This is a genomic window from Nocardia sp. NPDC102475, assembly GCF_055584605.1.
In genome coordinates this window covers 224,792-249,886 of record NZ_JBVJLS010000001.1, presented here as the reverse complement: position 1 = coordinate 249,886, position 25,095 = coordinate 224,792, and the positions used below count along the sequence as shown (strand labels likewise).

Annotated in this window: 19 protein-coding genes; 10 read left to right on the top strand and 9 right to left on the bottom strand. The window is 67.1% G+C overall.

Annotated features, from left to right (window positions below; all coding sequences use genetic code 11):
* Positions 1-37: 37 nt before the first annotated feature.
* The 3 genes from ACZ60G_RS01135 (at position 38) to ACZ60G_RS01125 (ending at position 3,926) form a co-directional block, all read left to right on the top strand.
* On the top strand, positions 38-463 hold the full coding sequence (locus ACZ60G_RS01135) for an acyl-CoA thioesterase (RefSeq protein WP_465806166.1): 426 nt from the start codon (positions 38-40) through the stop codon (positions 461-463).
* Positions 464-544: 81 nt separating this feature from the next.
* Positions 545-1,318, top strand: a complete 774-nt coding sequence (locus ACZ60G_RS01130) for an ABC transporter ATP-binding protein (RefSeq protein ID WP_465806164.1) — start codon at positions 545-547, stop codon at positions 1,316-1,318.
* 94 nt (positions 1,319-1,412) lie between these two features.
* On the top strand, positions 1,413-3,926 hold the full coding sequence (locus ACZ60G_RS01125) for an ABC transporter permease (protein ID WP_465806734.1): 2,514 nt from the start codon (positions 1,413-1,415) through the stop codon (positions 3,924-3,926).
* Between the two features lie 2 nt (positions 3,927-3,928).
* Here ACZ60G_RS01125 and ACZ60G_RS01120 read toward each other — a convergent pair whose 3' ends face one another.
* Complete coding sequence (locus ACZ60G_RS01120; RefSeq protein ID WP_465806163.1) at positions 3,929-4,606, bottom strand: ADP-ribosylglycohydrolase family protein; 678 nt, start codon at positions 4,604-4,606, stop codon at positions 3,929-3,931.
* A gap of 96 nt (positions 4,607-4,702) precedes the next feature.
* On the opposite strand from ACZ60G_RS01120, the gene ACZ60G_RS01115 reads away from it, so the two are divergent.
* Entirely contained in the window at positions 4,703-5,530 is an 828-nt protein-coding gene (locus tag ACZ60G_RS01115; protein WP_465806161.1) for a phosphatase PAP2 family protein, read from the top strand.
* A 1-nt stretch (position 5,531) separates the two neighbouring features.
* On the opposite strand, the gene ACZ60G_RS01110 is transcribed toward ACZ60G_RS01115, so the two are convergent.
* The 4 genes from ACZ60G_RS01110 to ACZ60G_RS01095 all read right to left on the bottom strand — a co-directional run bounded on the left by ACZ60G_RS01110 (position 5,532) and on the right by ACZ60G_RS01095 (position 13,492).
* The gene (locus tag ACZ60G_RS01110; protein ID WP_465806159.1) at positions 5,532-6,692 is read right to left on the bottom strand and encodes a VWA domain-containing protein; all 1,161 of its coding nucleotides are present in this window, start codon (positions 6,690-6,692) and stop codon (positions 5,532-5,534) included.
* Positions 6,693-6,974: 282 nt separating this feature from the next.
* Positions 6,975-9,428 carry a DUF5682 family protein gene (locus tag ACZ60G_RS01105; protein ID WP_465806732.1) on the bottom strand — a complete coding sequence of 818 codons (2,454 nt, stop codon included), beginning with the start codon at positions 9,426-9,428 and terminating at the stop codon, positions 6,975-6,977.
* A gap of 84 nt (positions 9,429-9,512) precedes the next feature.
* Positions 9,513-10,613 (bottom strand): ATP-binding protein, encoded by a 1,101-nt coding sequence (locus tag ACZ60G_RS01100; protein ID WP_465806157.1) that lies wholly within the window; start codon positions 10,611-10,613, stop codon positions 9,513-9,515.
* Positions 10,610-13,492 carry a DUF5691 domain-containing protein gene (locus ACZ60G_RS01095; RefSeq protein ID WP_465806155.1) on the bottom strand — a complete coding sequence of 961 codons (2,883 nt, stop codon included), beginning with the start codon at positions 13,490-13,492 and terminating at the stop codon, positions 10,610-10,612. The genes ACZ60G_RS01100 and ACZ60G_RS01095 overlap by 4 nt, the downstream gene beginning before the upstream one ends.
* Before the next feature lie 450 nt (positions 13,493-13,942).
* Here ACZ60G_RS01095 and ACZ60G_RS01090 point away from each other — a divergent pair, with 450 nt between their 5' ends.
* The 4 genes from ACZ60G_RS01090 (at position 13,943) to ACZ60G_RS01075 (ending at position 18,222) form a co-directional block, all read left to right on the top strand.
* Entirely contained in the window at positions 13,943-16,369 is a 2,427-nt protein-coding gene (locus tag ACZ60G_RS01090; RefSeq protein WP_465806153.1) for an AAA family ATPase, read from the top strand.
* Positions 16,370-16,373: 4 nt separating this feature from the next.
* Complete coding sequence (locus tag ACZ60G_RS01085; protein WP_465806151.1) at positions 16,374-17,147, top strand: hypothetical protein; 774 nt, start codon at positions 16,374-16,376, stop codon at positions 17,145-17,147.
* 377 nt (positions 17,148-17,524) lie between these two features.
* Positions 17,525-17,914, top strand: a complete 390-nt coding sequence (locus ACZ60G_RS01080; protein ID WP_465806149.1) for a YchJ family protein — start codon at positions 17,525-17,527, stop codon at positions 17,912-17,914.
* 17 nt (positions 17,915-17,931) lie between these two features.
* Positions 17,932-18,222, top strand: a complete 291-nt coding sequence (locus ACZ60G_RS01075; protein ID WP_465806148.1) for an Rdx family protein — start codon at positions 17,932-17,934, stop codon at positions 18,220-18,222.
* A 29-nt stretch (positions 18,223-18,251) separates the two neighbouring features.
* Here ACZ60G_RS01075 and ACZ60G_RS01070 read toward each other — a convergent pair whose 3' ends face one another.
* Positions 18,252-18,479 carry an FmdB family zinc ribbon protein gene (locus ACZ60G_RS01070; RefSeq protein ID WP_465806146.1) on the bottom strand — a complete coding sequence of 76 codons (228 nt, stop codon included), beginning with the start codon at positions 18,477-18,479 and terminating at the stop codon, positions 18,252-18,254.
* A 152-nt stretch (positions 18,480-18,631) separates the two neighbouring features.
* Between ACZ60G_RS01070 and ACZ60G_RS01065 the strand changes: the two genes are divergently transcribed.
* Entirely contained in the window at positions 18,632-20,209 is a 1,578-nt protein-coding gene (locus tag ACZ60G_RS01065) for a carboxylesterase/lipase family protein (RefSeq protein WP_465806144.1), read from the top strand.
* A gap of 126 nt (positions 20,210-20,335) precedes the next feature.
* Here ACZ60G_RS01065 and manB read toward each other — a convergent pair whose 3' ends face one another.
* The 3 genes from manB to rfbD all read right to left on the bottom strand — a co-directional run bounded on the left by manB (position 20,336) and on the right by rfbD (position 23,388).
* The gene (gene manB, locus ACZ60G_RS01060) at positions 20,336-21,415 is read right to left on the bottom strand and encodes a mannose-1-phosphate guanylyltransferase (protein ID WP_465806143.1); all 1,080 of its coding nucleotides are present in this window, start codon (positions 21,413-21,415) and stop codon (positions 20,336-20,338) included.
* 115 nt (positions 21,416-21,530) lie between these two features.
* Entirely contained in the window at positions 21,531-22,430 is a 900-nt protein-coding gene (locus ACZ60G_RS01055) for a glycosyltransferase family 2 protein (protein WP_465806141.1), read from the bottom strand.
* 91 nt (positions 22,431-22,521) lie between these two features.
* Entirely contained in the window at positions 22,522-23,388 is an 867-nt protein-coding gene (gene rfbD, locus ACZ60G_RS01050) for a dTDP-4-dehydrorhamnose reductase (RefSeq protein ID WP_465806140.1), read from the bottom strand.
* 230 nt (positions 23,389-23,618) lie between these two features.
* Between rfbD and ACZ60G_RS01045 the strand changes: the two genes are divergently transcribed.
* Positions 23,619-25,094 (top strand): LCP family protein, encoded by a 1,476-nt coding sequence (locus tag ACZ60G_RS01045; RefSeq protein ID WP_465806730.1) that lies wholly within the window; start codon positions 23,619-23,621, stop codon positions 25,092-25,094.
* Position 25,095: the final 1 nt, after the last annotated feature.

The window sequence follows — 25,095 nt, the reverse complement described above, 5'->3', positions numbered from 1 at the left end:
GCGGATCAATGTCGTACCCCGCCGCTACCGTGTGCCAATGGGATTCGCGCTCTCGATCACCGTGTCGCCCGAGGACATCGATGGCAACGGACATATGAACCAGGCCGTCTATCTGCAATACGCGGAACGGGCGCGCTGGGCCTGCCTGCGGGAGGGCGGTTTATCCCAGGAGAAGTTGCAGGACGCCGGGGTCGGGCCGATCTCACTGCAGGTGACGCTCGAATTCAAACAGGAACTCTTCGTGGGCGACGAGGTCACTGTCACTTGTGATTTCGCCTGGGATGGCAAGACCCACCGGACCATCCAGGAGATCCGCAAGGCGGATGGCACGGTCTCCGCGGAGATCGTCGGCGTCGGCGGTCTGCTCGATCTCACCGAACGGCGCTTGGTGCCGGACGGCGCGCGCTACTTCCGCGAACTCGCGGAGGATCCGACGGTCTTCGGTCTGGGCCGGTCGGCGTAGTTCTAAGGGTTCATTGAGACCTCGAGAGTTGGGGGACGTCCCTGATGGCGCGGGGGCTCGATACCCGACAGACTGGGTTCCATGACTTCGCAAGCCCTAGGTGCCGACCTCGAGAAATCGGCTGCCGCCACCGTCGCGGCACGGGCCATCGACCTGGTGAAGGTCTATGGCCACGGAGATACGCAGGTCAGGGCGCTGGATGGGGTATCAGCCGAATTCGTGAAGGGGGAGTTCACCGCAATCATGGGACCCTCCGGATCGGGCAAATCGACCCTGATGCACTGCCTGGCCGGCCTGGACAGTGCCAGCACCGGAACCGTGCGGATCGGCGACACCGATCTCGCCGGGCTCTCCGATAAGCAGATGACCCAGCTGCGCCGCGACCGCATCGGCTTCGTCTTCCAGGCATTCAACCTGGTGCCGACGCTGACCGCGCAGGAGAACATCACCCTGCCGCTGGATATCGCGGGCCGTAAGCCCGACCAGGACTGGCTGGATACGGTCATCAAACGGCTCGGGATCACCGATCGACTCACCCACCGGCCGAGCGAACTGTCCGGCGGGCAGCAGCAGCGGGTGGCGTGCGCGCGGGCGCTGGCCGGTAAGCCGGAGATCATCTTCGGTGACGAGCCGACCGGCAATCTCGATTCGCGCGCCTCGGAGGAGGTGCTCTCGATCCTGCGCGCGGCGGTAGACGAATTCGGGCAGACGGTCGTCATCGTCACCCATGAGCCGCACGCGGCGGGATATGCCGACCGGGTGGTATTCCTCGCGGACGGTCGCATTGTCGACGAGTTGCGCGATCCCACCGCCGAATCGGTGCTCGACAAGATGAAGTCGCTGGAGCAGGTTTAGTGAGCGAGCGTCAGCGAGTGAACCAGAGACACAGCGCGCCTTCGCGTACGACGGAGCCGAGCGTCAGCGGGGCGCAGTCGTGAGCGGCAAACCGATGCGCAAGGTGGTCTTGCGCAATCTCGCCGCGCACAAGGTGCGTCTGGCACTGACCCTGCTCTCGGTGGTCCTCGGAACCGCGTTCATCGCAGGATCATTCGTCTTCACCGATACCCTCCAGCGGACCTTCGACGGGATCTTCGCCAATCAGGCCAAGGGCGTCGATGTGCGGGTGAGTCCGCAAAAGCAACAGGCACAGGGCATTCCGCTCAGCGTGGTCGACCAGATCTCGAAGATGGACGGGGTGCGGGCGGTCGCACCGAGCGTCAACGGACCGCTGGTGCTGCTGTATCCGGACGGTAAGAAGGCCGTACAGACCGGTGGTGCACCGACGTTCGGCCAGTCCTACATTCCGCCGGATAAGGCGGTCGCCGAACCGGATAAGTTCGTGCAGGGCGTCCCGCCCGCGCACGAGGGCGAAATCGCACTCAATACCGGCGGCGCCGAACGCGCGGGCCTGCATGTCGGTGACAAGACCAAGGTGCTGGTTCCCTCGCACGGCACCCCGATCGACGTCACCCTCACCGGAATCTACGAAGTCCCTTCGGACACCGGCGGTTTCATCGGCGTGCTGTTCGACGACGCGCAGGCCCGCCAGCTGTTCACCGACGGCTCGCATGTCGCCTATATCGATATCGCGGCCGTCGGTATACCGGGCGACGACCTGCGCGACAAGATCGCGAACGTGCTGGTGGATTACAAGGTGCAGAACGGCGATCAGGTGCGCGCCGATCTGAAGAAGGAAGTCTCCAACGCGCTCAACTTCATCAATTACTTCCTGCTCGCCTTCGGTGCGATCGCACTGATCGTCGGCACCTTCATCATCTACAACACCTTCTCGATGATCGTGGCCCAGCGGCTGCGTGAGCTGGCGCTGCTGCGTGCGGTCGGCGCGAGTCGACAACAGGTCGGCCGATCCGTGGTGGCGGAGGCGCTCGTCATCGGATTGGTCGGCAGCGCAATCGGTTTGGTGGGCGGCATCGGTCTGGCCTTCGGGCTTTCCGCACTGCTCAATGCGTTCGATCTCGGCCTGCCGACCGGATCGCTGACGGTGCTGCCGCGCACAGTGATCGTCGGACTGCTCGTCGGGCTGCTGGTGACGGTGGTCAGCGCCTATGCGCCCGCGCGCCGCGCCGCCAAGATTCCGCCGGTGGAGGCCATGCGCGAGGAGTTCGCCTCGGCCGGTGAATCGCTGCGGCTGCGGACCGGTATCGGCATTGCGCTGGCCGTCGCGGGTGTGGTGCTCGTGGTGCTCGGTGCGCAGAAGACCGGCGGCAATGCCGCACTGACGGTCGGGATCGGCGCGCTCGGCCTGATCTTCGCGGTACTGCTCGCCGCGCCCGCATTGTCGCGGCCGGTGGTGGGCGGTCTCGGGGTGCTGTTGCGGCCGTTCGGCCCGATCGGCCGGATGTCGCGCAATAATGCCGCGCGCAACCCACGGCGCACTGCCGCAACGGCTTTCGCGCTCACCCTCGGGCTGATGCTGGTGACCGCGATCGGCATGCTCGGCGCATCGGCGAAGGCGAGCGTGAGCGTGCTCGTCGACAAGGGCGTGAAGGCCGACTATGTGCTGGCCGGACCGCAGATGATCGGGGTGCCGCTCGGTGCGGGTGACGCCGTGCGCAAATCGGTGCCCGGGGTGGCCGATGTGGTCGGCCTGCGCGGTGTCACGTTCAAGGTCGGCGATGAGCAGCTGACCGGCACCGAATTCGACGGCTCGCCCGCCAGCGTCATCAACTACGACATGATCAAGGGCACCAACACGCTGGGCGATCACGATGTCATGGTGTCGCAGGACGAGGCCGATAAGCGCGGCTGGAAGGTCGGCGATCAGGTCAGCGTGACGAGCCTGGGGTTCAAGAAGATTCCGGTCGAGGTGGTAGGCATCTACAAGAAGACGCCGCTGCTCGGCCCGCTGGTGGTGTCGCCGGTCATGTACGACGAGGTGATGCCGGTCAATTTCCGGACCAACCTGTTCATGTTCGTCAAGGCCGAGCCCGGTGCCGATCTGGCTCAGATGCGCACCGATCTGGAGAATGCGACCGAGCAGTTCGTCGTGGTCCAGGTGCAGGATCGGGAGGAGTTCAAGGGCGCGCAGGGCAAGCAGATCAATACGCTGCTCGCCATCCTGTACGGACTGCTCGCGCTGGCGGTGGTGATCGCGATTCTCGGCATCGTCAATACCCTGGCGCTGTCGGTGGTGGAGCGGCGTCGGGAGATCGGCATGTTGCGCGCGGTCGGCATGCAGCGGGCTCAGGTACGCCGAACCATCTATCTGGAATCCATGCTGATTGCGGTATTCGGTGCGATCGTCGGGATGCTGCTGGGCCTCGGTCTCGGTGTCGGCTTCCTGCGGACCCTGCGTGACCTGGGCATCGATGAGATCGCCATCCCGTGGAATCAACTGGTGCTGGTGCTCATCAGCTCGGCCGTGGTCGGTGTTCTCGCCGCGCTGTGGCCGGGAATTCGTGCCGCCCGCACCCCACCGCTGGCCGCCATCGCGGACTTGTAGGTCTACCCAGCGAAATAACGGGCATACCACTCCGCCGTCGGCACACCGTAGGCGTCGCTCGGCGGAGTGGGCCCGAATTCGACGCAGAAGTGCGCGGCCGAACGCTCGATGACCGGACCGGCATCGAGCATGGTGCGCCACTCGTCCGCGACGGCACGGCGGCCGTAGCGAGCTCCGAGGATGCTGCCGCAGATCGCTCCGGTGGAGTCGCTGTCGCCGAAGTGATCGACCGCGAACAAGATTCCGTTGCGGAAGATGTGTTCCGGTGTGCCACCGACCTTTTCGGCGGCGAGTGCAACAATGCCCCGATAGCCAGGGCCTCCGGGCCGATCCGGCTGAGGCCCTCCATATCCCCTCGTGCGGGCAATCCGGTCGCCCCGTGGGCAGCCAGTTCGATGGCGGCGGCGGGAGGTCGAGGTCTCGTTGTGGTTGTCGTGCCGGGTGGGTTCGGGGCGAGCCAGATCGAGTGCGGCTCGGAGGTCGGCGCCTCTCGTCACACCCGCGATGATCGCGGCCATGTGCCCGCGGCCAGCCACTCGCTCGATTGCCGTGGGTGAGTGCCGCGGCATCACAGCCGATTCGAAGATCTGCCCGATTGTCCCGCGGCGGTTGAGTCCGCCGGGCGCGGCGCGGACGACGACGGCCCAATTCCGGTCGATCACTTGTGTCTGTCCGGTCACAGTGTGCTGAGTCTGGCTAACGAGTGATGCTACGGTAAGCGGAGGTTGTTACTCCGTTTAACATGTGGGGTTGGATGGGTAAGGAGGCCGCTGGCGATGGTGGCAGTGGGTCTCGGTGGTCCGAACGTGGGTTTTTCGCCCGCGGTCGGCGGCATCGCCGAGAAGATGAGGGCGGCGGTGCACGGCCGTGGCGGCGAGGCGGTTCGGCAACTCGCATTGATCACCGTGCTCTATCTGGCCTATCGGGTCGGGCGGATGTTCACCGCCGACGACACCGTGCACGCACTCGGCAATGCCAGGGAAATGCTCGGGCTCGAGGACAAGCTCGGTCTGCCGGAAGAGACCACGGTACAGGCGATATTCCTGCATCGGGATTTTCTCGCGGTTCCGGCCAATTTCTATTACGCCACCGCACATTTCACGGTGGCGGTCGGGGTGCTGTTGTGGCTGTGGGTTTTCCGGCCGGAGCACTACCGCTGGACCCGGAATCTTATGGTGGCATTGACCGGAGCCGCGCTCGCGGTGCATGTGTTGATACCGCTCGCACCGCCGCGCATGCTGCCCGAGTACGGCTTTGTCGACCTCGCCGCCATACACGGCCAATCCGTCTATGGCTCACCGGATTCCGGCGGGCTGTCGAACCAGTTCGCCGCCATGCCCTCGCTGCACGTGGGGTGGGCGCTGCTGCTGGCCTTTGCCATGGTTGCGGCGACCCGAAGTTCCTGGCGGTGGCTGGCGCTGGCACATCCGGTGCTGACCACGGTGGTCGTGGTCGGAACCGGCAATCACTACTGGCTCGACGCGATCGTCGCGGTGGTGCTGCTCGGGTTGTCAGCGCTGCTGCATCCGCTGGTGGTGCCCGCCGCGGCGACAGCGTGGGGTGCGATGGGGCCGGTGGGCCCGCAGCCGGTGCCGACGCGCTGACTCAACTGGTTCCGGCATTCCGGTTGGCCCAGGCTTGGATATCGCCCCGGTCGAGGGCGAGGGCGAGCAGGTCGGGGAACTTGTCGGGGGTGCAGGCGAAGGCCGGTATGCCGAGGGCGGCGAGAGCGGCGGCGTTGTCGTGGTCGAAGGCGGGAGCGCCGTCGTCGGATAGGGCGAGCAGGACGACCACCTGGACGCCGGATTCCCGCATGGCGTTGACGCGGCGCAGCATCTCTTCGCGAATACCGCCCTCATAGAGATCGGAGATGAGGACGAACAGGGTGTCTGCGGGGCGGGTGATGAGCGCTTGGGAATATGCGATGGCGCGATTGATGTCCGTGCCGCCGCCGAGTTGGGTGCCTAAGAGGACATCGACCGGATCGGTGAGTTGTTCGGTCAGGTCGACGACTTCGGTATCGAAAACGACCAGGGACGTTTTCAGCGACCGCATCGAGGCCAGGACCGCGCCGAAGACCGAGGCATAGATCACGCTGGAGGCCATCGAACCGGATTGATCGATGGCGAGGACGACATCCCGGCGTACCGCCTGCGCCTTGCGGCCGTAGCCGACCAGGCGTTCGGGCACGACGGTCCGGTGTTCGGGAAGGTAGTTGGCGAGATTCTTGCGGATGGTGCGGTCCCAGTCGATATCCCGCAGCCGAGGTCGGGTGACGCGGGCGGCGCGGTTCAGTGCGCCGGATACCGCCGCGACGGTGTGCGCGGCAATGCGCTGTTCGATTTCGCGGACTACTTTCTCGACCACCATTCGCGCTGTCGCCTTGGTGGTTTCGGGCATCACCCGATTCAGGCTCAGCAGGGTGCCGACCAGGTGCACGTCGGGCTCCACCGCTTCGAGGAGTTCCGGTTCCAGCAGGAGCTGGGTCAGATTGAGCCGATCGACCGCATCGCGCTGCATGACCTCGACGACGGTGGACGGGAAGTAGGTGCGGATATCGCCGAGCCAGCGGGCCACCTTCGGTGCGGAGCCGCCGAGTCCGGCTGAGCGCTTACCGGAGCTCTGATCGTCGGTGTTGTAGACCGCGCCCAAGGCACGATCCATGGCCTCGTCGTCCGCGGAACTTAAGCCGCCGAGGGGTTGTTCGGCGGCGGTGCCGAGCACCAGACGCCAACGCCTGGTCTGGGTTTCATCGATCGCGTTCATCCGGTCACTCCGGGAGGTAGGTGACGGCGGAATGCCACCACATCGTCGTTCGGGTTGTTCGAGGGGCCCGAGCGCGGTGCTGAAGGAGCGCGTCGGGCGGCTGCTGGGCTGTTGTGGCAGCCGCATTGCACAATGCGGTGCGGCGATCTGATCGCGTCGTAATGCCCGACGAGTGGGCAGAATCGCTCGCGATGCGCATGGCGACGATCTTCGGCTCGGTATGGAAGGCCTTGCGGTCGTCGGTGCACGCTGCGAGTTGATCCGGGGCTAGGCGCGTCGGGCTCATACCGGCACTCCCAGGATGTCGGCGACCGTGCGCATGGCGACCAGCCCTCGCTCCACATCGAAGGTCGTGTCCGCGCCGGGCCGCGATTTGCCAGAGCCGCCGTCGCGCACCGCTTGGCCGATGGCGCGGCGCTCTCCGGATTCGAATGCGCCGAAGGTACGGCGCAGCAGCGGCAGGATTTCGACGAACATATCGTCGCCGAGACTGCGCAGCCAATCGTCGATGAGCCGCAACAACTCTCGGTCGTGGACCAGCAGTAGCCCACGACCTCCGAGGAAGCCGTCGATCCAGGCGGCCTTGGCGGCGGCGGTATTGCCGATCGAGAGCGCGGCGGAAAGCCTGCGTGCGGAATCGGATTCGTCGATGCGTCCGGCATCGGCGAGCAGTCGGACGGCGCGGCCGACGAGGGCGCCGTGCACATCGTCACGGTCGGCCAAGCGGTGCAGGGCGGCCAGCCATTCGCCGGTGGCCCAATCGTTGTCGCGGGTGTGGATGGCGGTATGCGTGGCGTCCAGTTGGGTGCGGAGTTGTTCGGCGGCGTCGGTATCCAGGCCGGTGACCGCGCCGGGCAGCCCCGCGCAGATCCGCACGAGCAGGCCGTCCGCGACATGGGCGAGTGCCTCGGTGTCGGTGCCGCGGACATCGCCGTAGCGCAGCGTGCGAGTCAGGCCGGGGAGGGCGGCGAGCAGATGGGTTACATCGTGGTCGAGTGCCGCGGCCGATTCCAGGCGGGTGATCAGGCCATTGGTGGCGTCGCCGAGATCGGCGAGCAGCGCGACCTCGAGTGCGGCGGTGAGGTCGCCGACAGTGCTGCCCTCGCGGCCAGCGGTGTCGAGGATTTTGGCCTCCGCTGCGGTGCGGATGGTGGTGCCCCAGCGCGAGGCCTCGATGATCGAGACCGCGAATTCGGGTCGCCACCGCAGCGTCCAGGATTCGCGGAAGGTCCCGGTGCTGCGCACTTCGCCGGTTGTCGGTGTGCCCCAGTCGATTCCGAGTACCCGCAGCCGGTGCAGCAGTCGGGAGCGCTCGACCTCGCGCTCCTTGCGCAGGTCGAGATCGAGATTGCGGGACAGGGCTTCCTGTTTGAGTCGCAGCGTGCGGATCCGGGCACGCAGATCGGCATCCAGCGGGACGGTCGGCGTGCCATCGGGTACTGCGCCGAGTGCCTCGCCGACCACCAGTTCGGACGAGACGAGCCGCACCATCGCCTCATCGCCCGCGCACATCACCGACCGCACCGCCTCGGTGACCTCCGACAGCCCGGCCAGCGGCCGAGCCCGCAGCACCGCGAGCGTGTCGGCGAGCCGGACGGATTCGATGATGTGCGCACTGGAGACCGGCAGATCGTGTGCGCGCAACACCCCCGCCACCTTGGTCAGCCAGCGCGCGATCGGCTGCTCGGTCTCGGTGAACAAGTGGTGATACCAGCCGGGCGAGGTGATTCCGGCGCCGTATCCGGAGGTCGCCGCCAGCCGGGAATGCGTCCACGGCACCCAAGTCACCGTCGCCTTCGCCTTGGGAAGCCCCTTGAGCAACTTGGTATCCGCCGTCGCAGGCCCCAACTTCCCCGCCAACGCCGGTGCATGCCACGCCCCACACACCACCGCAAGCCGCTGCGCCCCCTCCTTCAACGCCTTCCGCATCGTCTGCCGCATATAGGCCTCACGCCGCAAGGTATGTCCGTCGATCCCGATGGGTTGGCGCTCAACGTCTTCGAGCCCGATCGCCTCGTCGATAGTGTCACCGACCTGCGAGTTGGCCGACTCATCATGTGCGGCGGGCCTGGGTTGCTCGTCGGGCCCGAGTGCCTCGCTGCCTGTGCCACCTGCGGCTGAGCGATCACCCGCCGGAATGCCGTGTATCCCATGTGGCTGTTGGCCGGGCGAAGTGTCTTCGGTTGCGTGCGTGGCAGGTCCGATGCCGAACATGCCTCGTTCAGCGGCTTCTCGCAGTGCGCCCATTGCCTCGGTGATCGCTTCGAAAGCGTCGGCGTCGGCGACGGATTCGACCACTGCGTCCCACCAGCGTTCGGCATCGTCGTAGCCGGCGGCGGCGGCCAATTCGGCGAGTGGGTCGATGCGGTCGCCCGGTTCGTCTTCGGTGGCCAGGACGGTGGTCGCGGGAAGGTCGCAGAACTTTACCGGCACTGCGTGTTCCGCCGCATATCGCAGCGCCTGCCATTCGGGCGAGAACACCGCGTACGGCCAGAATGCGGCCTTGGCGGGCTGGTCCGGCACATAGGCCAGCATGGCGACGGGTGGCGACATTCCCTCGGCCGCTACATATCCGGCCAAAGGGTCGGCATCGGCCGGACCCTCGATCAGGATCGTGTCAGGGCGAAACTGCTCGAGCGCGGTGCGCAAAGATCTGGCCGAACCCGGGCCGTGGTGGCGGATGCCGAACACGCGGGTCACCGGACCGCTCTGGGCGGCGTTCTGCTGGTCGTCCATACGGTCGTCGGCCGTGCTTGTCTTGCTCACCGTGTCACCCCCGGTTGAACATGCGTTGTGGTCGGATCAGTCGGCGGTGCCGCCTCATCCGTGGACCTCGCGGCAAGCGCGGTAGAAGTCGGACCATTCGGGGCGTTCGCGGACAACGGCTTCCAGATATTCGGTCCAGATGACGGCGTCGGCCACCGGATCCTTGATGACCGAGCCGAGGACCGCGCCCGCGATATCGGATGCGCGCAAGGTGCCGTCGCCGAAGTGTGCCGACAGGGCGATGCCATTGGTGATCACCGAGATCGCTTCGGCGGTGGACAGGGTGCCGGAGGGCGTCTTGAGTTTGGTGCGACCGTCGGCGGTCATGCCGGAACGCAGCTCGCGGAAAACGCGCACGACCCGGCGTACTTCCTCGGCCGCGGCGGGAACCGCCGGAAGTTCGAGCGCGGAGCCGAGCTGTTCTACGCGGCGGGTCACGATGGCGACCTCCTCGTCCTCACTGGCGGGCAGCGGCAGCACCACGGTATTGAAGCGGCGACGCAGAGCGGAGGACAGATCGTTGACGCCACGGTCGCGGTCGTTGGCGGTGGCAATGACGTTGAACCCCTTGGTGGCCTGCACCTCCATCCCGAGTTCCGGTACCGGCAGGGTCTTTTCGGACAGCACGGTGATCAGCGCGTCCTGCACATCGGACGGAATGCGGGTGAGTTCCTCGATCCGGGCGATGGCGCCGCGACGCATCGCGGTCATGACGGGCGATGGCACCAGCGCACCCTCGCTCGGCCCCTCCGCGAGCAGCCGCGCATAGTTCCAGCCGTAGCGGATCGCCTCCTCGGCGGTACCCGAGGTGCCCTGTACGAGCAGCGTCGATGCACCGCTGATCGCGGCCGAAAGATGTTCCGATACCCAGGTTTTCGCGGTGCCGGGCACGCCGAGCAACAGCAGCGCCCGATCGGTCGCCAGCGTCGCGACCGCCACCTCCATCAGCCGTCGCGGCCCGACGTACTTGGGGCTGATCACGGTGCCGTCGTCGAGCGTGCCACCGAGCAGGTAGGTGACCACCGCCCACGGCGACAGTTGCCAAGACGGCGGCCGCGGCCGATCATCGATCGCCGCCAGTGCCCGCAGTTCCTCGGCATAAGCTTGTTCGGCGTGCGGACGCAACAGCTCCGGCTTCGAATCGGTAGTGGTCACTGCAACTCCTCGAGCATCATCGAGCGGTGGTTGAGGTCATGGGCGAGCTGATCGAAGGCTCGCTCCCAGTTGGGATCGGTGCATCGGCGCGCCACCGCAGTGGCGGTTCGCGCCGCGGTGACGGGCAGGTGCACGGCCGCCGCGGACAGCAGCGACCGATGCGCGCTCGGACCGGTGCCATGTGCTTCGGGGCGTTTGGCCGCGGCACGTGCGCGTTCGAACAACAACAGAATCAGATGTTGGGCAAGGGTTTCCGGCCACGGATGGCCCATGGCCGGCAGCAGCGCCTCGAGCTCCGAGAGCCACGCGCCGTCCAATTGCAGCAGATGCCGGGTGCGATCGGGCAGCGGCAGCAGCGCGAACAATTCGCGGCGCCGAAGCATGGCCAGATCGGTCGGTACCCCGGCGTCGAACAGCGCCCGCGCCCAGGCCGAATCACGTTGTGTCAGTGCGGCATCAACCCAACCGTCGAACAGCGGCTGCCGGAACCGGTCACTGATCTTGGCCCGGGTGGCCTTATCGGGTGCGCCGAGTTCGGATGCCCAGTGCGTCAGCGGTGTCGCCGCGACGAGTTGCCGCAGCCGACCCGCACCCAGGTCTGGTGCGCCGTCCCAGCGATAGGTGAATTCCACCGTGCGATCGTTGATGCCGTCCCTGCGATCGGCATCGTCGAGCTCCTCCGGAATGCGGACGACCAGATTAGGATGCAGCAGCAGATGTTCGACCGTGACCCATGCGCTCGCGCGCCGGGTCATGCGCTGCGTGAATGCCGAATCCGACAGCAGCGGCAGCAGTCCGGCCGCGACTCGCCGGACATCCGATCGCCGATCGTCCAACGCGTTTTCGAGCAGCGGTTCGTCATCGGCCGAAATCCCTTCGGCGAGTATGGCCAAGAGTTCGGCCTTCAGCGGGCCGGATTCCTTCGGCCACGACGCGGTCAGCGCGGCACGTGCGGCTCCGGCATCTCGTCGGCGCAGTTCGGCGAGCCATTCGCGGCGCTCGGGTGGTTGGCCGAACTGCCAGCTCTGCTGCGTCGGCGCATCGGAAGGCCCTTGCCGCACCAGGTCACGCCAGTCCGGGCGCTGGTTGGCCAGCCAGCGGCCGCGGGTTCCGGCCAGACGCAAAAGTGGTTCGCGCAGTTCGGTATTCGCCTTCGCCTGCTCGAGCAGTAGCGCGCACAGTGCATCCGGGGCGCGATAGTCGAACGGTGCTGCGGCCGCGAACCATTCGGGCAGGAAGGGGGACCGGTCCCGCAACATGCGGGCGAGTCGGGATGCCGCGGCGCGGGGCAGGAGTCGCCGCGCGTCATCCGCAGCGGGTTCGGACTTGCTCGCCGTACTGACGGATACCCCAGCACGCGCGAAAGCGCCACGCAGCGCGGCGGATTCGAGAAGCACAAGTGCCGGATCGGTGCGCAACCGGGTCGCTGCGGCGGCCACCGGAGCCTCGAGCCGCGCGGGATCCGCTGCCCTGCGGGCCGTGCCGAGCAGCGCCACCGAGGTCAGCTCCTCCGACACCGGTGCGGCAGGCGCATTCGACGTCGCACGCGTGCCGAACTCCGCACTGTCGACATCGACGACCTCACCCGCGGTGAATACCGAGATCGGCACCAATCCGGCCACACCCCATTCGGCGGCCAGCGTCACCGGATGCCCACCGGACACCCCGAGCAGTCGCCACGGCTGCTCGGTAGCCGCAATCGGCAACGCGGTACCGTCGGATTCGGCTATGTACCAGCCATTTTCGGTCCACACCGGCACGACATCGGTGAGCAGCAGCGGTCGGAATCGCAACCATGGATCGCCCGCGAGCGCCTCGGCATGCTCGGTCAATGCGGCGGCGATCGTCCCGTCGGCAACCTGCAGCGTGGTGAACGGTTCGGCCGCACCGTGCCGTTCGCCCCAGAGCGCCCGCAGCGGCGCGCCACCCGGGTAATAGTGCAGATCCGCTTCGGCCATCATGCCGGGCAGCGGTACTTCCGCCGAGAAGCTCGGCGCGCCGAAGGAATGCTCGAGCAGCAGTGCCCAGCGTCGAGTCTGCCTGCCGTACAACCATGTTCGGCGCGTGTAGAGCCGCTCCTCCTCGCTGGTCCGGATGCCGAGTACCTGCCACTGATCCCGGACCGCGGGTTCGGCGCGCACGGATTCGGCGGATGTCGGATAGCCGATATGGGTGCGGACGCCGGCCCGCAGCTCCGGCGACAATTCGTCGAGCCGGCGGTGCGCGGCGATCAGCAGATGCAGCCTCGCGTATTCGGCGAGTACCACATCTGGCCAGTCCGCCCTGGTCACTACGGCGGTCGGCAGCTGGCGCAGGGTGGCGGCGACGCCGGGGGCCTGCGCGTCGACCATCCGGGCCGCGATCGCCTCGAAGGCGCGAAACGAGCGATCGGTCTGGGCCAGTCCGGTGCGCACCTGATCGCCGAGCCAGATATCGAGTTCCTCCAGCCCCGCCGTCACCCGGACCCGCCGCTGTTCGGCGGTCGCCGGATTGGCCGTGCGGGCCCGCGGGTCGGTGACGGACTCGGCCGCGCGGACCGCACGGGCGTCGATCCATTCCGCCGCGAAGTCCGCGATCGGCGCTTCGGCGACTGCGCCACCGGACCAAGCGAGCAAGAGCGACAATGCGTGCTTGCACGGGAATTTGCGGCTCGGACACGAGCACTTGTACGCCGGACCCGCCAGAGCCACGACTGTCTGATACGGCTTGGCGCCGCTGCCCTGACACAGGCCCCACAGTGCGGTGTCCGACTGTCCGGTGCCGCGCCAGCGCCCGGCGAGCTTGCGCGCGGCGGATAGCGAGCTCGCATCGGGTGCGAGCGCGCTGACCTGTTCCTCGGTCCACGGCGCGGTCATATGTATGGCTCCCGCCTGGTTCATCCGGCGGCTCCGGATCGACTGTATGTCATGTCTTCCCCCGTTGCTCGGTTGCCGAATTTCTACCGCAGTCCACCGACAAGTTAGGTGGTGAGCGGCTATTTCTCTGGAATACGCTGCGCGGACGACGGATTCGGCACGAAAAGTACCTTGCGCTGGTTGTCTGATTCTGGCATTCTGTCCTGTTCGGCTCCGACCGAGCCACCCAAATCGGGTGACACACCATCGAGCTGCCCGCCGGGGTTGGCGAGGGGTGGACATCGAGCGGGGCCCAGCCTGTTCGATGGCCATACCATCCCCGCGGGCAGATTCGCATTTTCCCCTTCCGACCGCGCGAAACGGTACCGCTGTGGGCGAATTCGACGCCATCGGGTAGCGTCTCGTTCAGCTTTCAACAGTGATACCCGTGCGGGGTTGGGGACGTGCCGCGGTTCGTGGTCTAGGGGGTTACGCATGCGTACAGATCCCGGAACCGATACTGCGACGGTGCCGCGCCTGACCGAAGTGGTATCCCGACGGCTCGCAGCGGATCCCGCGGTCACCCCCGATGTCGCGCACACCGTGCTCCGCGCCCTCGGCGGCGGCGAGTCCGATGATCTGACAACCGAATTCGACGGCTCCGGCATCTTCCTGCGTGCGATCCGGGTCCGCGGCTTCCGCGGCATCGGACCCGAGGCGACACTGCAGTTGCCGCCGGGGCCCGGTCTCACCTTGGTGGTGGGCCGCAACGGAAGTGGTAAGTCGAGCTTCGCCGAGGCCGCCGAGCTGGTGCTCACCGGCAGTAATCGCCGCTGGGACGGCCGGTCGGCGGCATGGCGCGAGGGCTGGCGGAATCTGCACGACGGCGGCTCGGCGCGCATCGAACTCGAATTGCTCACCACCGGAGCCGATCCCGAGCTGACCATCGCCAAAGAGTGGTCACCGCAGGCGGATCTGGGGCAAGCACACTGGACCGAACAGCGATCCGGAACCGCGTCAACGGATTTCGACGGCAACCGCTGGGCCGGTCTGCTGGAGTTGTATCGCCCCTTCCTGTCCTATAGCGAACTCGGCGCACTCGTCGACGGCAAACCGAGCGATCTGTTCGACGCACTGCACCGGCTGCTCGGCCTCGACGAATTGACCGTGGCGCAAGAGCGGATTCGCACCCGGCGACTGGAACTCGAACGCGCCGTACGGGATTCGCGCCAGGAACGCATCGAACTGGTGACCGCGCTCGGTACGGTGGCCGACGACCGTGCGGCGCGGATGGCGGCGCTGCTGCGCCCCGACCGCCCTGATCTCAGGGCTATCGGTCGCGAAATACTCGGCACGGCAGAGAATCCGGTCGGGCCGGACGGGCTGCGGGCAATCGTGCGGCTGGTCTTGCCCTCGGGTGCCGAAGTGGAAGCGATCGCCGCTCGCCTCGAACAGTGCCGCACGGTGCTCGCGCGCGATTCGACCGCCGATGCCGAGGCCGATCTGCGGGTGCTGGAATTGCTGCGGCGGGCGCGCGATCATGTCGGTGCCAGCGGGGAATGCGCGTGTCCGGTCTGTGGGCGTGGGGCATTGGACGCGACGTGGTTACGCGGCGCGGACGCCTCGATTGCCGAGCTGACCTCCCGAGTCGACGCACTCGCGAGCGCACGGGCCGCACTGCGACAAGCCGTGCGCGACGCCCGCGCACTCCCGGAACATATCCCCCCGGAACTCGATTTCGATCCGCGCAATCCGCCCACCGTCGACACCACCGCGGTGCGTCTCGCCTGGACGGACTGGGCGGCGCTGACCGGCGCAGATTACTCGCCTGACCTGCCCGATCGACTGCGCGGTGCGCACACGCGCCTGGTAGACGAACTGGAGTTGCTGCAACAGGGCACCCGGAAGGAACTGAACCGCCTCGACGAGGTGTGGGCGCCGCTGGTGCCACGCATCAGCCTCTGGCTGGAGGGGGCCCGCGCGGTCATCGCGAACGGCAGCGAACTGCGCACACTCAAGCGCGCCGAGGATTGGCTGAAATCCGCGACGGCCGGATTGCGCGGGGAGCGGATGGCGCCGCTGGAGACCACGGCGCGCTGGGTCTGGCGCACACTGCGTCAGCAGAGCAATGTCGAACTCGGTGCGATTCGGTTGCAGGGCAACGCCGGAACCGCGCGGCGGGTGCTGCTCGATGTCACCGTCGACGAGGTGGACGGCGCCGCGCTCGGGGTGATGAGTCAGGGGGAGTTGCACGCCCTCGGGCTTTCGCTGTTCCTGCCGCGAGCGACGGTGGAGGACAGTCCTTTTCGCTTCGTCATGATCGATGACCCGGTGCAGGCCATGGATCCGGCCAAGGTGGACGGACTGGCCAGGGTGCTCGAGGTCATGGCATGGACGCGGCAGGTCATCGTCTTCACCCATGACGAGCGGCTGGCCGAGGCGGTGCGGCGCATGCAACTGGACGCCAGCGTGCTCGAAGTGCAACGCCGCGAACGCTCGGTAGTGGAAGTCCGGGTATCCAGCGACCCCATTCGCCGCTACCTCGACGACGCCCGCTCCCTGGTCCGCACCCCACAACTCCCCCCGGCGATCGCAGACGAACTGGTGGCTACCTGTTGCCGCTCGGCCGTGGAAGCGGCCAGCCTGGCCAGAGCCAGGCGCAATTTGCTCGCCGACGGCATGGATCACCGGGACGTCGAACGCCATATCGAAGGCGCGCAAACAACTCGCGCAATGGTCGCGCTCGCGGTCATGGGGATCGGCGGCCGAGTAGACGACCTCAACAAACATCTCGCCCGCGAAGGCAAATGGGTCGTCGACGCCCTACGCGACGCCACTGCGGGAGCCCACGTGCCAATCGGCCGCAGCATGCGCGACCTGATCGCGGACACCGAGAAGTTCGTCGGCTGGCTACGACGATGAACCGGTGCTGCGCATCGATAGCTCGGGGGTGGCGGTGAGCGCGGCGGGTGATGACGCGGGCACGTCGGGCGACGCGGACGACGGTCGGGTGCGAGATAGTGATCCATCGGGTGGCGCGGGGTTGCAAGGTATCGCGGGCCGACAAGACGGTGCCGGTCGGAAGGAGGATGGCGGCTCGCCGGGGAAGTCGGTCGGGCAGGGCGGAAAGGGCTGGGCGGGAAGGCAAGTCGGGGTGCCGGACGAATCGGGTGGGAAGAGCGGCGCGGCTCGGCAGGGCCGTACGACTCGGCGGGGTGAGGGGGCTCGGCAGCGGAAGGTGGGTGGGGCGGGGCGGCGAGGGGGCGCGCGCAAGCAGGGGGTGGCGGGGAAACCACATCCGCCGCGGCCGACGGTGGCCGAGCGGTTCGATGCGGTGGATCGGCTGCTCGACGGGTCGGTGACCGATGCCGATGGGCTGTGGTCGCGGGCGACGGTGTGGATTCTGCGGCTCGCGCTCGAACAATCCGTCGACGAGTTGTGGTTGCGGGTGGCACCGGAATTGGCGCGCTGCCCGATGCGCGCCCAACTGCTCGCGCTGCGCGTATTCGCGGGCGACGCCACCGCCGCGCAGGTCGCGACGGTATGGGCAGCCCTGTCCCGCGCCGCCCACCACCACGATTACGAACTCGCCCCGAGCGTCACCGAACTACGCCGCTGGCGCGAGCAGACCGCAGCCATCGCCACCTCACTCGCCACAGCCGCCACCCGCTGGATCGATCGAGAAGTCAGGACTGACTGAACAGTCCGATGACGCCGGCCAGCAGCGAAAGGCCCTCCGAGGCAATGGCGGAACCGGTTCCCAACATGTTCAACACATTCAGCAGTCCCATGGCGGGCTCCTTGATCGGTGTCGACACTTCCGCTTATCCACACCGTGATTCGTCGCCCCGGAGTTGCCGGATCGCCCACGTCAGTACACCTTTACGCAACACTCCGCGCGACACGCCATTAAACCAAACCCATTCGCGCCCCGAGGTCCCTCGAGCGCATGGATCAAGATCAGGTGGAATATCTGCGCCGGCATCGCCCGAGAAGCCCCCTCCACCAGTGCAACCTGATCTTGATCAAGGGCCCCGGAGCACGCAGTGATCCACACGGCGAGCAAGATTCGTAGTCATGGACGACTCACAGCCGTGCCCGTGTAAGCGTGGGGAGCCGTTCGGCACCTGCTGTGGACCGGTGCTGGCGGGGGAGCGGTCCGCGGCGACGGCCGAGGCGCTGATGCGTTCGCGCTACACCGCATTCGCGGTCGGCGATACCGAATACCTGCTGCGGTCCTGGCATCCGCGCACCCGACCGAAGACGCTCGACCTGGATCCGGACCAGCGCTGGCTGTTCCTGGAGATCGTGCGCACCGAGCGCGGCGGACCGTTCGACGACACCGGCACCGTGGAATTCATCGCCCACTACAAGGCCGAAGGCCGACGTGGATCTCTGCACGAGGTGAGCACATTCGCCCGGGTGGACGGCGCCTGGGTCTACCTCGACGGCATCATCGAACCGTGACCGGTAGCGTGCCACCCATGCCACGTATCGCGATCGAATACTGCACGCAATGCCGCTGGTTGCTGCGCGCGAGCTGGATGGCACAGGAATTGCTGAGCACCTTCGCCACGGAACTCGGTGAGGTGGCGCTGATCCCCGGCACGGGCGGCGTGTTCCGCATCACCATCGACGGCGACCAGATCTGGGAGCGCAAGGCGGACGGCGGATTCCCGGATATCGCCGTACTCAAGCAGCGTGTGCGCGACCGCGTCGCACCGGACCGTGACCTCGGCCACGTCGACAAGCGAGACCGACCCGACCCAGCGTGATATCGCCCACGCCGATCACTGCGCCGGATTCAGGAGCAGCAGCCGCCACCGCAGCAGCCGCCACCGGCGGGCCGCGGCGCGGGCGCGGGTGACGCGGCGCCGCCGCCACCCCTGCTGACCGTGGCGAATGTGGTCAGCAGCTTGACCGTGTCATCGTGGCCGTTCGGGCAGGCCGCCGGATTCGACGCCTCCGCCATCGGACGGTTGACCTCGAAAGTGTCGCCACAGCTGCGGCACCGGAAGCTATAACTCGGCATCGGCCCAGCGTAGCGCCAAGGGTGAGAGGTGCGTCCCACCCATCCCCCTGTCCAACTGGACGTACTCTCGATAAGAGATCGCTAGGTGCTTGGACCCGGCCGGAGCAAACTCGCAGCGCACCTGCCCGGGGCGTAGGCAGGAGGTGCGGAAGATGACCACGCAGTTCGATATCGAACCTGGCTCCGAGGTCGGCGACACCGAGCCGGTCGCTCGGACGACCTGGGGCCGCGTGAGTGGACGCTGGGACGGACCGGTCGCGGTGTGGCGCAGCATTCCGTACGCATCCGCGCCGTCCGGTCCGAACCGGTTCCGGCCGCCACTGCCGCCGCAGCCGTGGGATGGCATCCGCGAGTGCACGACCTTCGGCGAGATCGCCCCGCAGACAATGGGCAATATGGTCCCGGTCGACTCCGACCTGCGAACGGGGGAGGACTGCCTGTGGCTCAATGTATGGTCGCCGCGCAGTTCCGCTGATACCGGTACGCCACGCCCGGTCCTAGTGTGGCTGCACGGCGGCGCGTACTGCCTCGGCACCGCGGCCCAGGAGATCTACGACGGTCGCAAGTTGGCCGAAGCCGGTGACGTGGTCGTGGTGACGGTCAATTACCGCCTCGGCGCCCTCGGCTTCCTCGACTTGTCCTCGCTCTCCGACGATTTCACGCCGAACCTCGGTCTGCACGACCAGATCGCCGCACTCGAGTGGGTTCGCGACAATATCGCCGCATTCGGCGGCGATCCGGGCAACGTGACGCTATTCGGCGAATCGTCCGGCGCCGGATGCGTGACCGCACTGTTGACGGCTCCGCCGACGGCCGGTCTTTTCCATCAGGCGATCGCGCAAAGTCCGCCCACGACAACGGTTTTCGGCCAGGAGCGCGCTGCCGCTGTGGCCCAGCGCTTTCTGGAACTGATCGAATTGCCGTATTCGCGCGCAAGCGAATTGCTGGAGTGCCCGATCGACCGGATCGTGACGGCCGCGGGCGTACTGCTGGACGAGATTCCGTTGAAGGAGCCGGGTCGGCTGGCTGCCGCGCCCGTCGTCGACGGCTATCTGGTACCGACCTATCCCATCGACCGCTTTCAACAGGGCCGTTCACATCGTGTACCGCTGATCATCGGCACCAATAAGGACGAGGCCTCGCTGTTCCGCGTCCTCCGCTCGCCGATCATGCCGGTGACCCCGGACGCGGTGAATGCCATGCTGCGCGATGTGGCCGCCAATCATCCGGAGATGTCGCCCGAGCGCATCGCCGAAATCACCTCGGCCTACCCGGATCTCGCGAAAACCCGTGGTGCACTTGCCATGTCCACCGACGCGGCCTTCCGCATGCCGGCCCACTGGGTCGCCGACGGCCACGCCCAGCACTCACCGACCTGGATGTACCGCTTCGACCACGCCACCCCCATGCTGAAGGCGGCCCGCGTCGGCGCCGGTCACGCCACCGAATTGCCTTATGTGTTCGGCAATTTCGGCACTCTGAACCACGATCCCACCTTCTGGCTCGGCGGCCGCAAGGTAGCCATGGAAGTCTCCGGTCGCATGCAACGCCGCTGGCTCGCCTTCGCCACCCACGGTGTTCCCGCCGCCATCGACGGCTCCAAACACTGGCCGCCCTACCGCCCCAGCACCCGCACCACACTCCTGATCGACAACATCGACCGGGTAATCGACAACCCGGACCGCGACCTGCACACCGCCTGGGGCGAACAGGCCGTCGGCTTCAGCTGAGTCGCTGCGCACCTTCTCCGATGCCGCCGAGGGTCGACCAGGTCGGAGGTGCGCGGCGGTCGAGCTCGCGCACGGTTCACCGTTCGCCTACCTCGCGCACGCCGAATAGCCTGGTGCGCCTTTCTATTACACGTCTGTGGAGAAGCGGATGCCGCCGTCCGGGATGTCGACGCCGGGCCAGATGCGGGCGCCGCGTAGTAGTTCGCAGCGGGCGCCGACGTTCGCACCGTCGCCGATGACGGCGTCGCGGACCAGGGCGCGGGGGCCGATGCGGGCGCCGAAGCCGATGATGGAGCGTTCCACGGTGGCGCCTGCTTCGATGCGGGCGCCGTCGAACAGCACCGCGCCGTCGAGGCGCGCACCTGCGCCTACTTCGGCGCCGCGACCGACGACGGTGCCGCCGATCAGCAGTGCGCCGGGGGCGATGCCCGCACCCTCGTGGACGAGAGATTCACCACGCTGTCCGGGCAGGGCCGGAGAGGGGGCGATGCCGCGAACCAGGTCGGCCGAGCCGCGGACGAAGTCCTCCGGGGTACCCATATCGCGCCAGTAGGAGGAGTCGACGTGGCCCTGCACGCGGGCACCTTCGGCGAGCAGCGCAGGAAACACCTCGCGCTCCACCGACACCGGCCGCCCCGCCGGGATCTTCTCGATATATTCGCGCCGGAAGACGTAGCAACCTGCATTGATCTGATCGGTCGGCGGATCCTGCGTCTTCTCCAGGAAGGCGGTGACCCGCCCGTCCTCGTCGGTCGGCACGCAGCCGAATGCCCGCGGATCGCTCACCCGAACCAGATGCAGGGTCACATCCGCATTCGTGGACTCGTGGGTGTCCAGGATCGCGCCGAGATCGGTGCCGCCGAGCACGTCGCCGTTGAACACCATGATGTTGTCGGCGCGCAGCCTGGGCAGCACATTGCGGATGCCGCCACCCGTGCCGAGCGGTTCGGTCTCGGTGACGTACTCGAGGTCGAGGCCCAGGTCGGCGCCGTCACCGAAGTGTTCCTCGAAGACCTCCGCCTTGAACGAGGTGCCGAGCACGACGTGGGTGATTCCGGCGTCCGCGATGCGGGCGAGCAGGTGGGTCAGGAACGGCAGTCCGGCCGTCGGCAGCATCGGCTTGGGCGCCGACAGGGTGAGCGGACGTAACCGCGTGCCCTGGCCGCCGACCAGAATCACGGCGTCGGTGCCTGCATTTCCTGCCATCATGCTCCCTGTTCACAGTGGATCGTGTGCTCGGTGGTGCGCGTCAGCGCCACAGACACCAGTTTCAGTACCCAGCGACACGGGTTCGGCACCGTTGTGTGCCGAACTCGTGACGTTAGCTCTGGGCTTCCCGCGCCTGTTGACGCAGCGCAGATCGAACCGCAATCCGGGAACGGATCGCAAGTCCGGCCCGCAACGCCAACCGCAACGGCGCCTGCCACCAGTGCGGATGCCGATCGGCCTGGAATCGGTACGCGCTCGCGTGGTGCGCGGGGAGCATCACCTCGGGATGGCGTCCGGCCGCGTGGCCCTTGGCGTGGGTGACCTCGGCGTCGGGCACGAAGACGTTGTGCCAACCCGCCTTGCCCATCCGGTCGCCGAAGTCCACGTCCTCCATGTACATGAAGTAGCGCGAGTCGAAGCCGTCGATCGAATCGAAGGCCGCGCGCCGCACCAGCAGGCACGAACCGGACAGCCAGCCGACGGCCCGCTCGGAGATCTGCTCGTTGTCCTGGCGGTAGCGCAGGGTCCACGGATTCGACGGCCACACCGTGCCGAGAATGGCGTGTCCGGCGCCGTCGAGCAGTCCGGGCACCGAGCGTGCGGACGGGTAGACGCTGCCGTCGGGCTCGCGCACCATCGGCCCGAGCGCGCCCGCCCGCGGCCAGCGCTTGGCTGCGGCGAGCAGTTTGTCGATGGAGTCGCTGCCCCAGCGGATATCCGGATTGGCGATGACAATGAATTCGACGCTCGGATCGATCTCCGCGACCGCCCGGTTGATCGCACCGCCGTAACCGATATTTCCGCCGGTCCGCAGCAGCCGCACGTGTGCGTTGGTCTCCGCCGCCAGCTCCGGCGCACCGTCCACCGAACCGTTGTCGGCCAGGATCACCTGCGGTTTTTCGCTGGTGGCAGCGGCCAGGGTGGTGATGAAGTGCTCGAGGTGCTCGCCGGGTGAATAAGTCACCGTGACGACGACAAGGCCGCCGGGGGCAGCAGATCCGGAATCGTTCACGACTGCGCCTCGCTGACGCTCGGCTCCGTCGTGCGCGATCGCACGCTGTGTTGTTGGTTCGCTCGCTGTCGCTCCCTCACGGGCATGCAGCCTACTGTGACAACCCCGACAGCGCGTCCCCGAGTGCGACCTCCCACTGCCGTAGCGGAGTCAGTCCGGCATCGGCCCAGGAACGGTTGGACAACACCGAATATGCCGGGCGCCGTGCGGGTCTCGGAAATGCGGTCGAGTCACACGGGCGCACCCGAGTCGGATCCGCCCCGATTCCGGCGAATATCGCCCGCGCGAATTCGAACCAGCTGACCTGGCCGGAGTTGGTGGCGTGCAGCACTCGCGGCGCATCCGGCCGACCCGCCAATTCCAGGAGTCCGGCGGCCAGATCGGCGGCGTAGGTCGGGGAGCCGAGCTGGTCGTCGACCACGTCGAGGGTGTCGCGTTCGCGTTCCAGCCGCAGCATGGTCGCGACGAAATCCCTTCCGCGCCCGGTGTATACCCACGCGGTGCGCACCACATGTGCGTGCGGCGCGGTTGCCAGCACGGCATGTTCGCCTGCCAATTTGGATCGGCCGTAGACGGTGGCGGGTTCGGTCGGGTCGTCGGTGTCGTACGGCTTGTCGTGGGTTCCCGCGAACACGTAGTCGGTCGAAACATGGATCAATCTGGCATCCACCTGCGCACAGGCGGCAGCGAGTACGGCCGGTCCGGTCGCATTGACCGCGAAGGCGGCCTCGAGATCGGATTCGGCCTGGTCGACGGCGGTGTAGGCGGCGCAGTTCAGCACGACATCACCCGGTTCGAGTGCGGCGCGCACGGCGGCCGCGTCCGTGATGTCCAATTCATCGCGACCGAAGGCGTGGGCGTCGGGTGCGCGGTGCAACAGTTCGCGTCCCAACTGCCCACCCGCTCCGGTCACGACGAGGCGCGCGGCTACGGTCGATGAGGGCGATATCGCGGTCACGGGCACGAGTCTGGCACGCCGTGGCACCTGCGGTTGTGGTCCGCCGCGGTAGCCGTCGGTTAGCCTCGGGGCAAGCAAGACGGGGGCTACCGGAGGCGGGGCGGTCGAGTCAGCGACGCGTCGGCTTCGACGAACCGGCGCTGCGCAGTCGGTACATCAGCTGGGAGCGCGCGGGCAAGCGCAGCAGGATGCTCGGTTTTTGGCGAGAGGATGCAGTGGTGCCGCAGAAGATGAGGGCGACAGCGTCGTCGCGACTACCCGCAGCCGGGAGCGGCCTGGGTCCGCTGCGCGCGTTCGTCGCGGCCGGGTCGGTGCTGGTCCTGCTCATCACCGGATTCGCCTGGCACAGCGTCGACTCGCTGATTTCGAATATCGAACGCATCGGCGGCCTCGGCCTCGGCGGCGGCAGCGACGGCGCGGTCGACATCCTGCTGGTCGGTGTGGACAGCCGCACCGACGCGCACGGCAATCCGCTCAGCAGCAATGAGCGCGCCATATTGCACGCGGGCGATGAGGTCGGCACCAATACCGACACCATCGTGCTGGTTCGCGTCCCGAACGACGGGCGCTCCGCCACCGCCATCTCCATTCCGCGCGACGCCTATGTCGACATTCCGGGCATCGGCAAGAGCAAGATCAACTCGGCCTACGGCGCGACCAAAGAGGCTCAGCGCCGCAAGCTGATCAACCAGGGCGTCTCGGAGGCCGACGCGGAAAAGCAGTCCACGCAGGCCGGGCGCCAGGCGCTGATCAAGACCGTGGCCAATCTCACCGGCATCACGGTCGACCACTACGCCGAGGTCAGTTTGCTCGGGTTCGTGCTGCTGACCGATGCGGTCGGCGGGGTCGATGTCTGCCTGAACAATCCCGTGGATGAATGGATGTCCGGCGCCGACTTCCGGGCGGGTCGCCAGAAGCTCGACGGCCCACAGGCTTTGAGCTTTGTGCGCCAGCGCCACGATCTGCCGCGCGGCGATCTGGACCGGATCGTGCGCCAGCAGGTCTTCATGGCGCGGTTGGTCGGCCAGGTGCTCAGCGCCAAGACGCTGGGCAATCCGGGCAAGTTGCAAAATCTCAGTGATGCGGTCGGTCGCACCGTCGTGCTGGACGACGATTGGGACGTGCTGGCGTTCCTGCAACAGCTGAAGGATCTTTCGGGCGGTCAGGTCAGTTTCGAGACGATTCCGGTCGCCGATCTGAACGACACGACCAGCGATGGTGAATCGGTCGTGCGGGTGGATCCGAAAGCGGTGAAGTCGTATGTGGCGTCGCTGGTCGACGGCAAGTCGGACGATCATGCCGAGCCGACGATCGATCCGGCATCGGTGAGCGTCAGTGTGTTCAATGCGAGCGGGATCGGCGGGCTCGCGGGACAGGTGGCACAGGCGTTGACGGCCAAGGGATTCCAGGAGGGATTGGTCGGCAACTACACCGGGACCAGCGTCACCAGCAGTCGAGTGCTCGCGATGGATACGTCGAATCCGAAGGCCAAGGCGGTCGCGAAGGCGCTCGGCGGGCTGACAGTCATCGCGGACAGCACGTTGTCCCCGGATTCGGTCAGCGTCGTGCTGGCAAGCGACTATTCTGGTCCGGGCTCGACCGCGGGCAGCATGTTCGACTTCTCCGGAACGTCGAGCACCGCAACGCCCGTACCACCGGCTCCACCGATCGACGCAGGCCAGAACGGACCGAAATGCGTGAATTGAC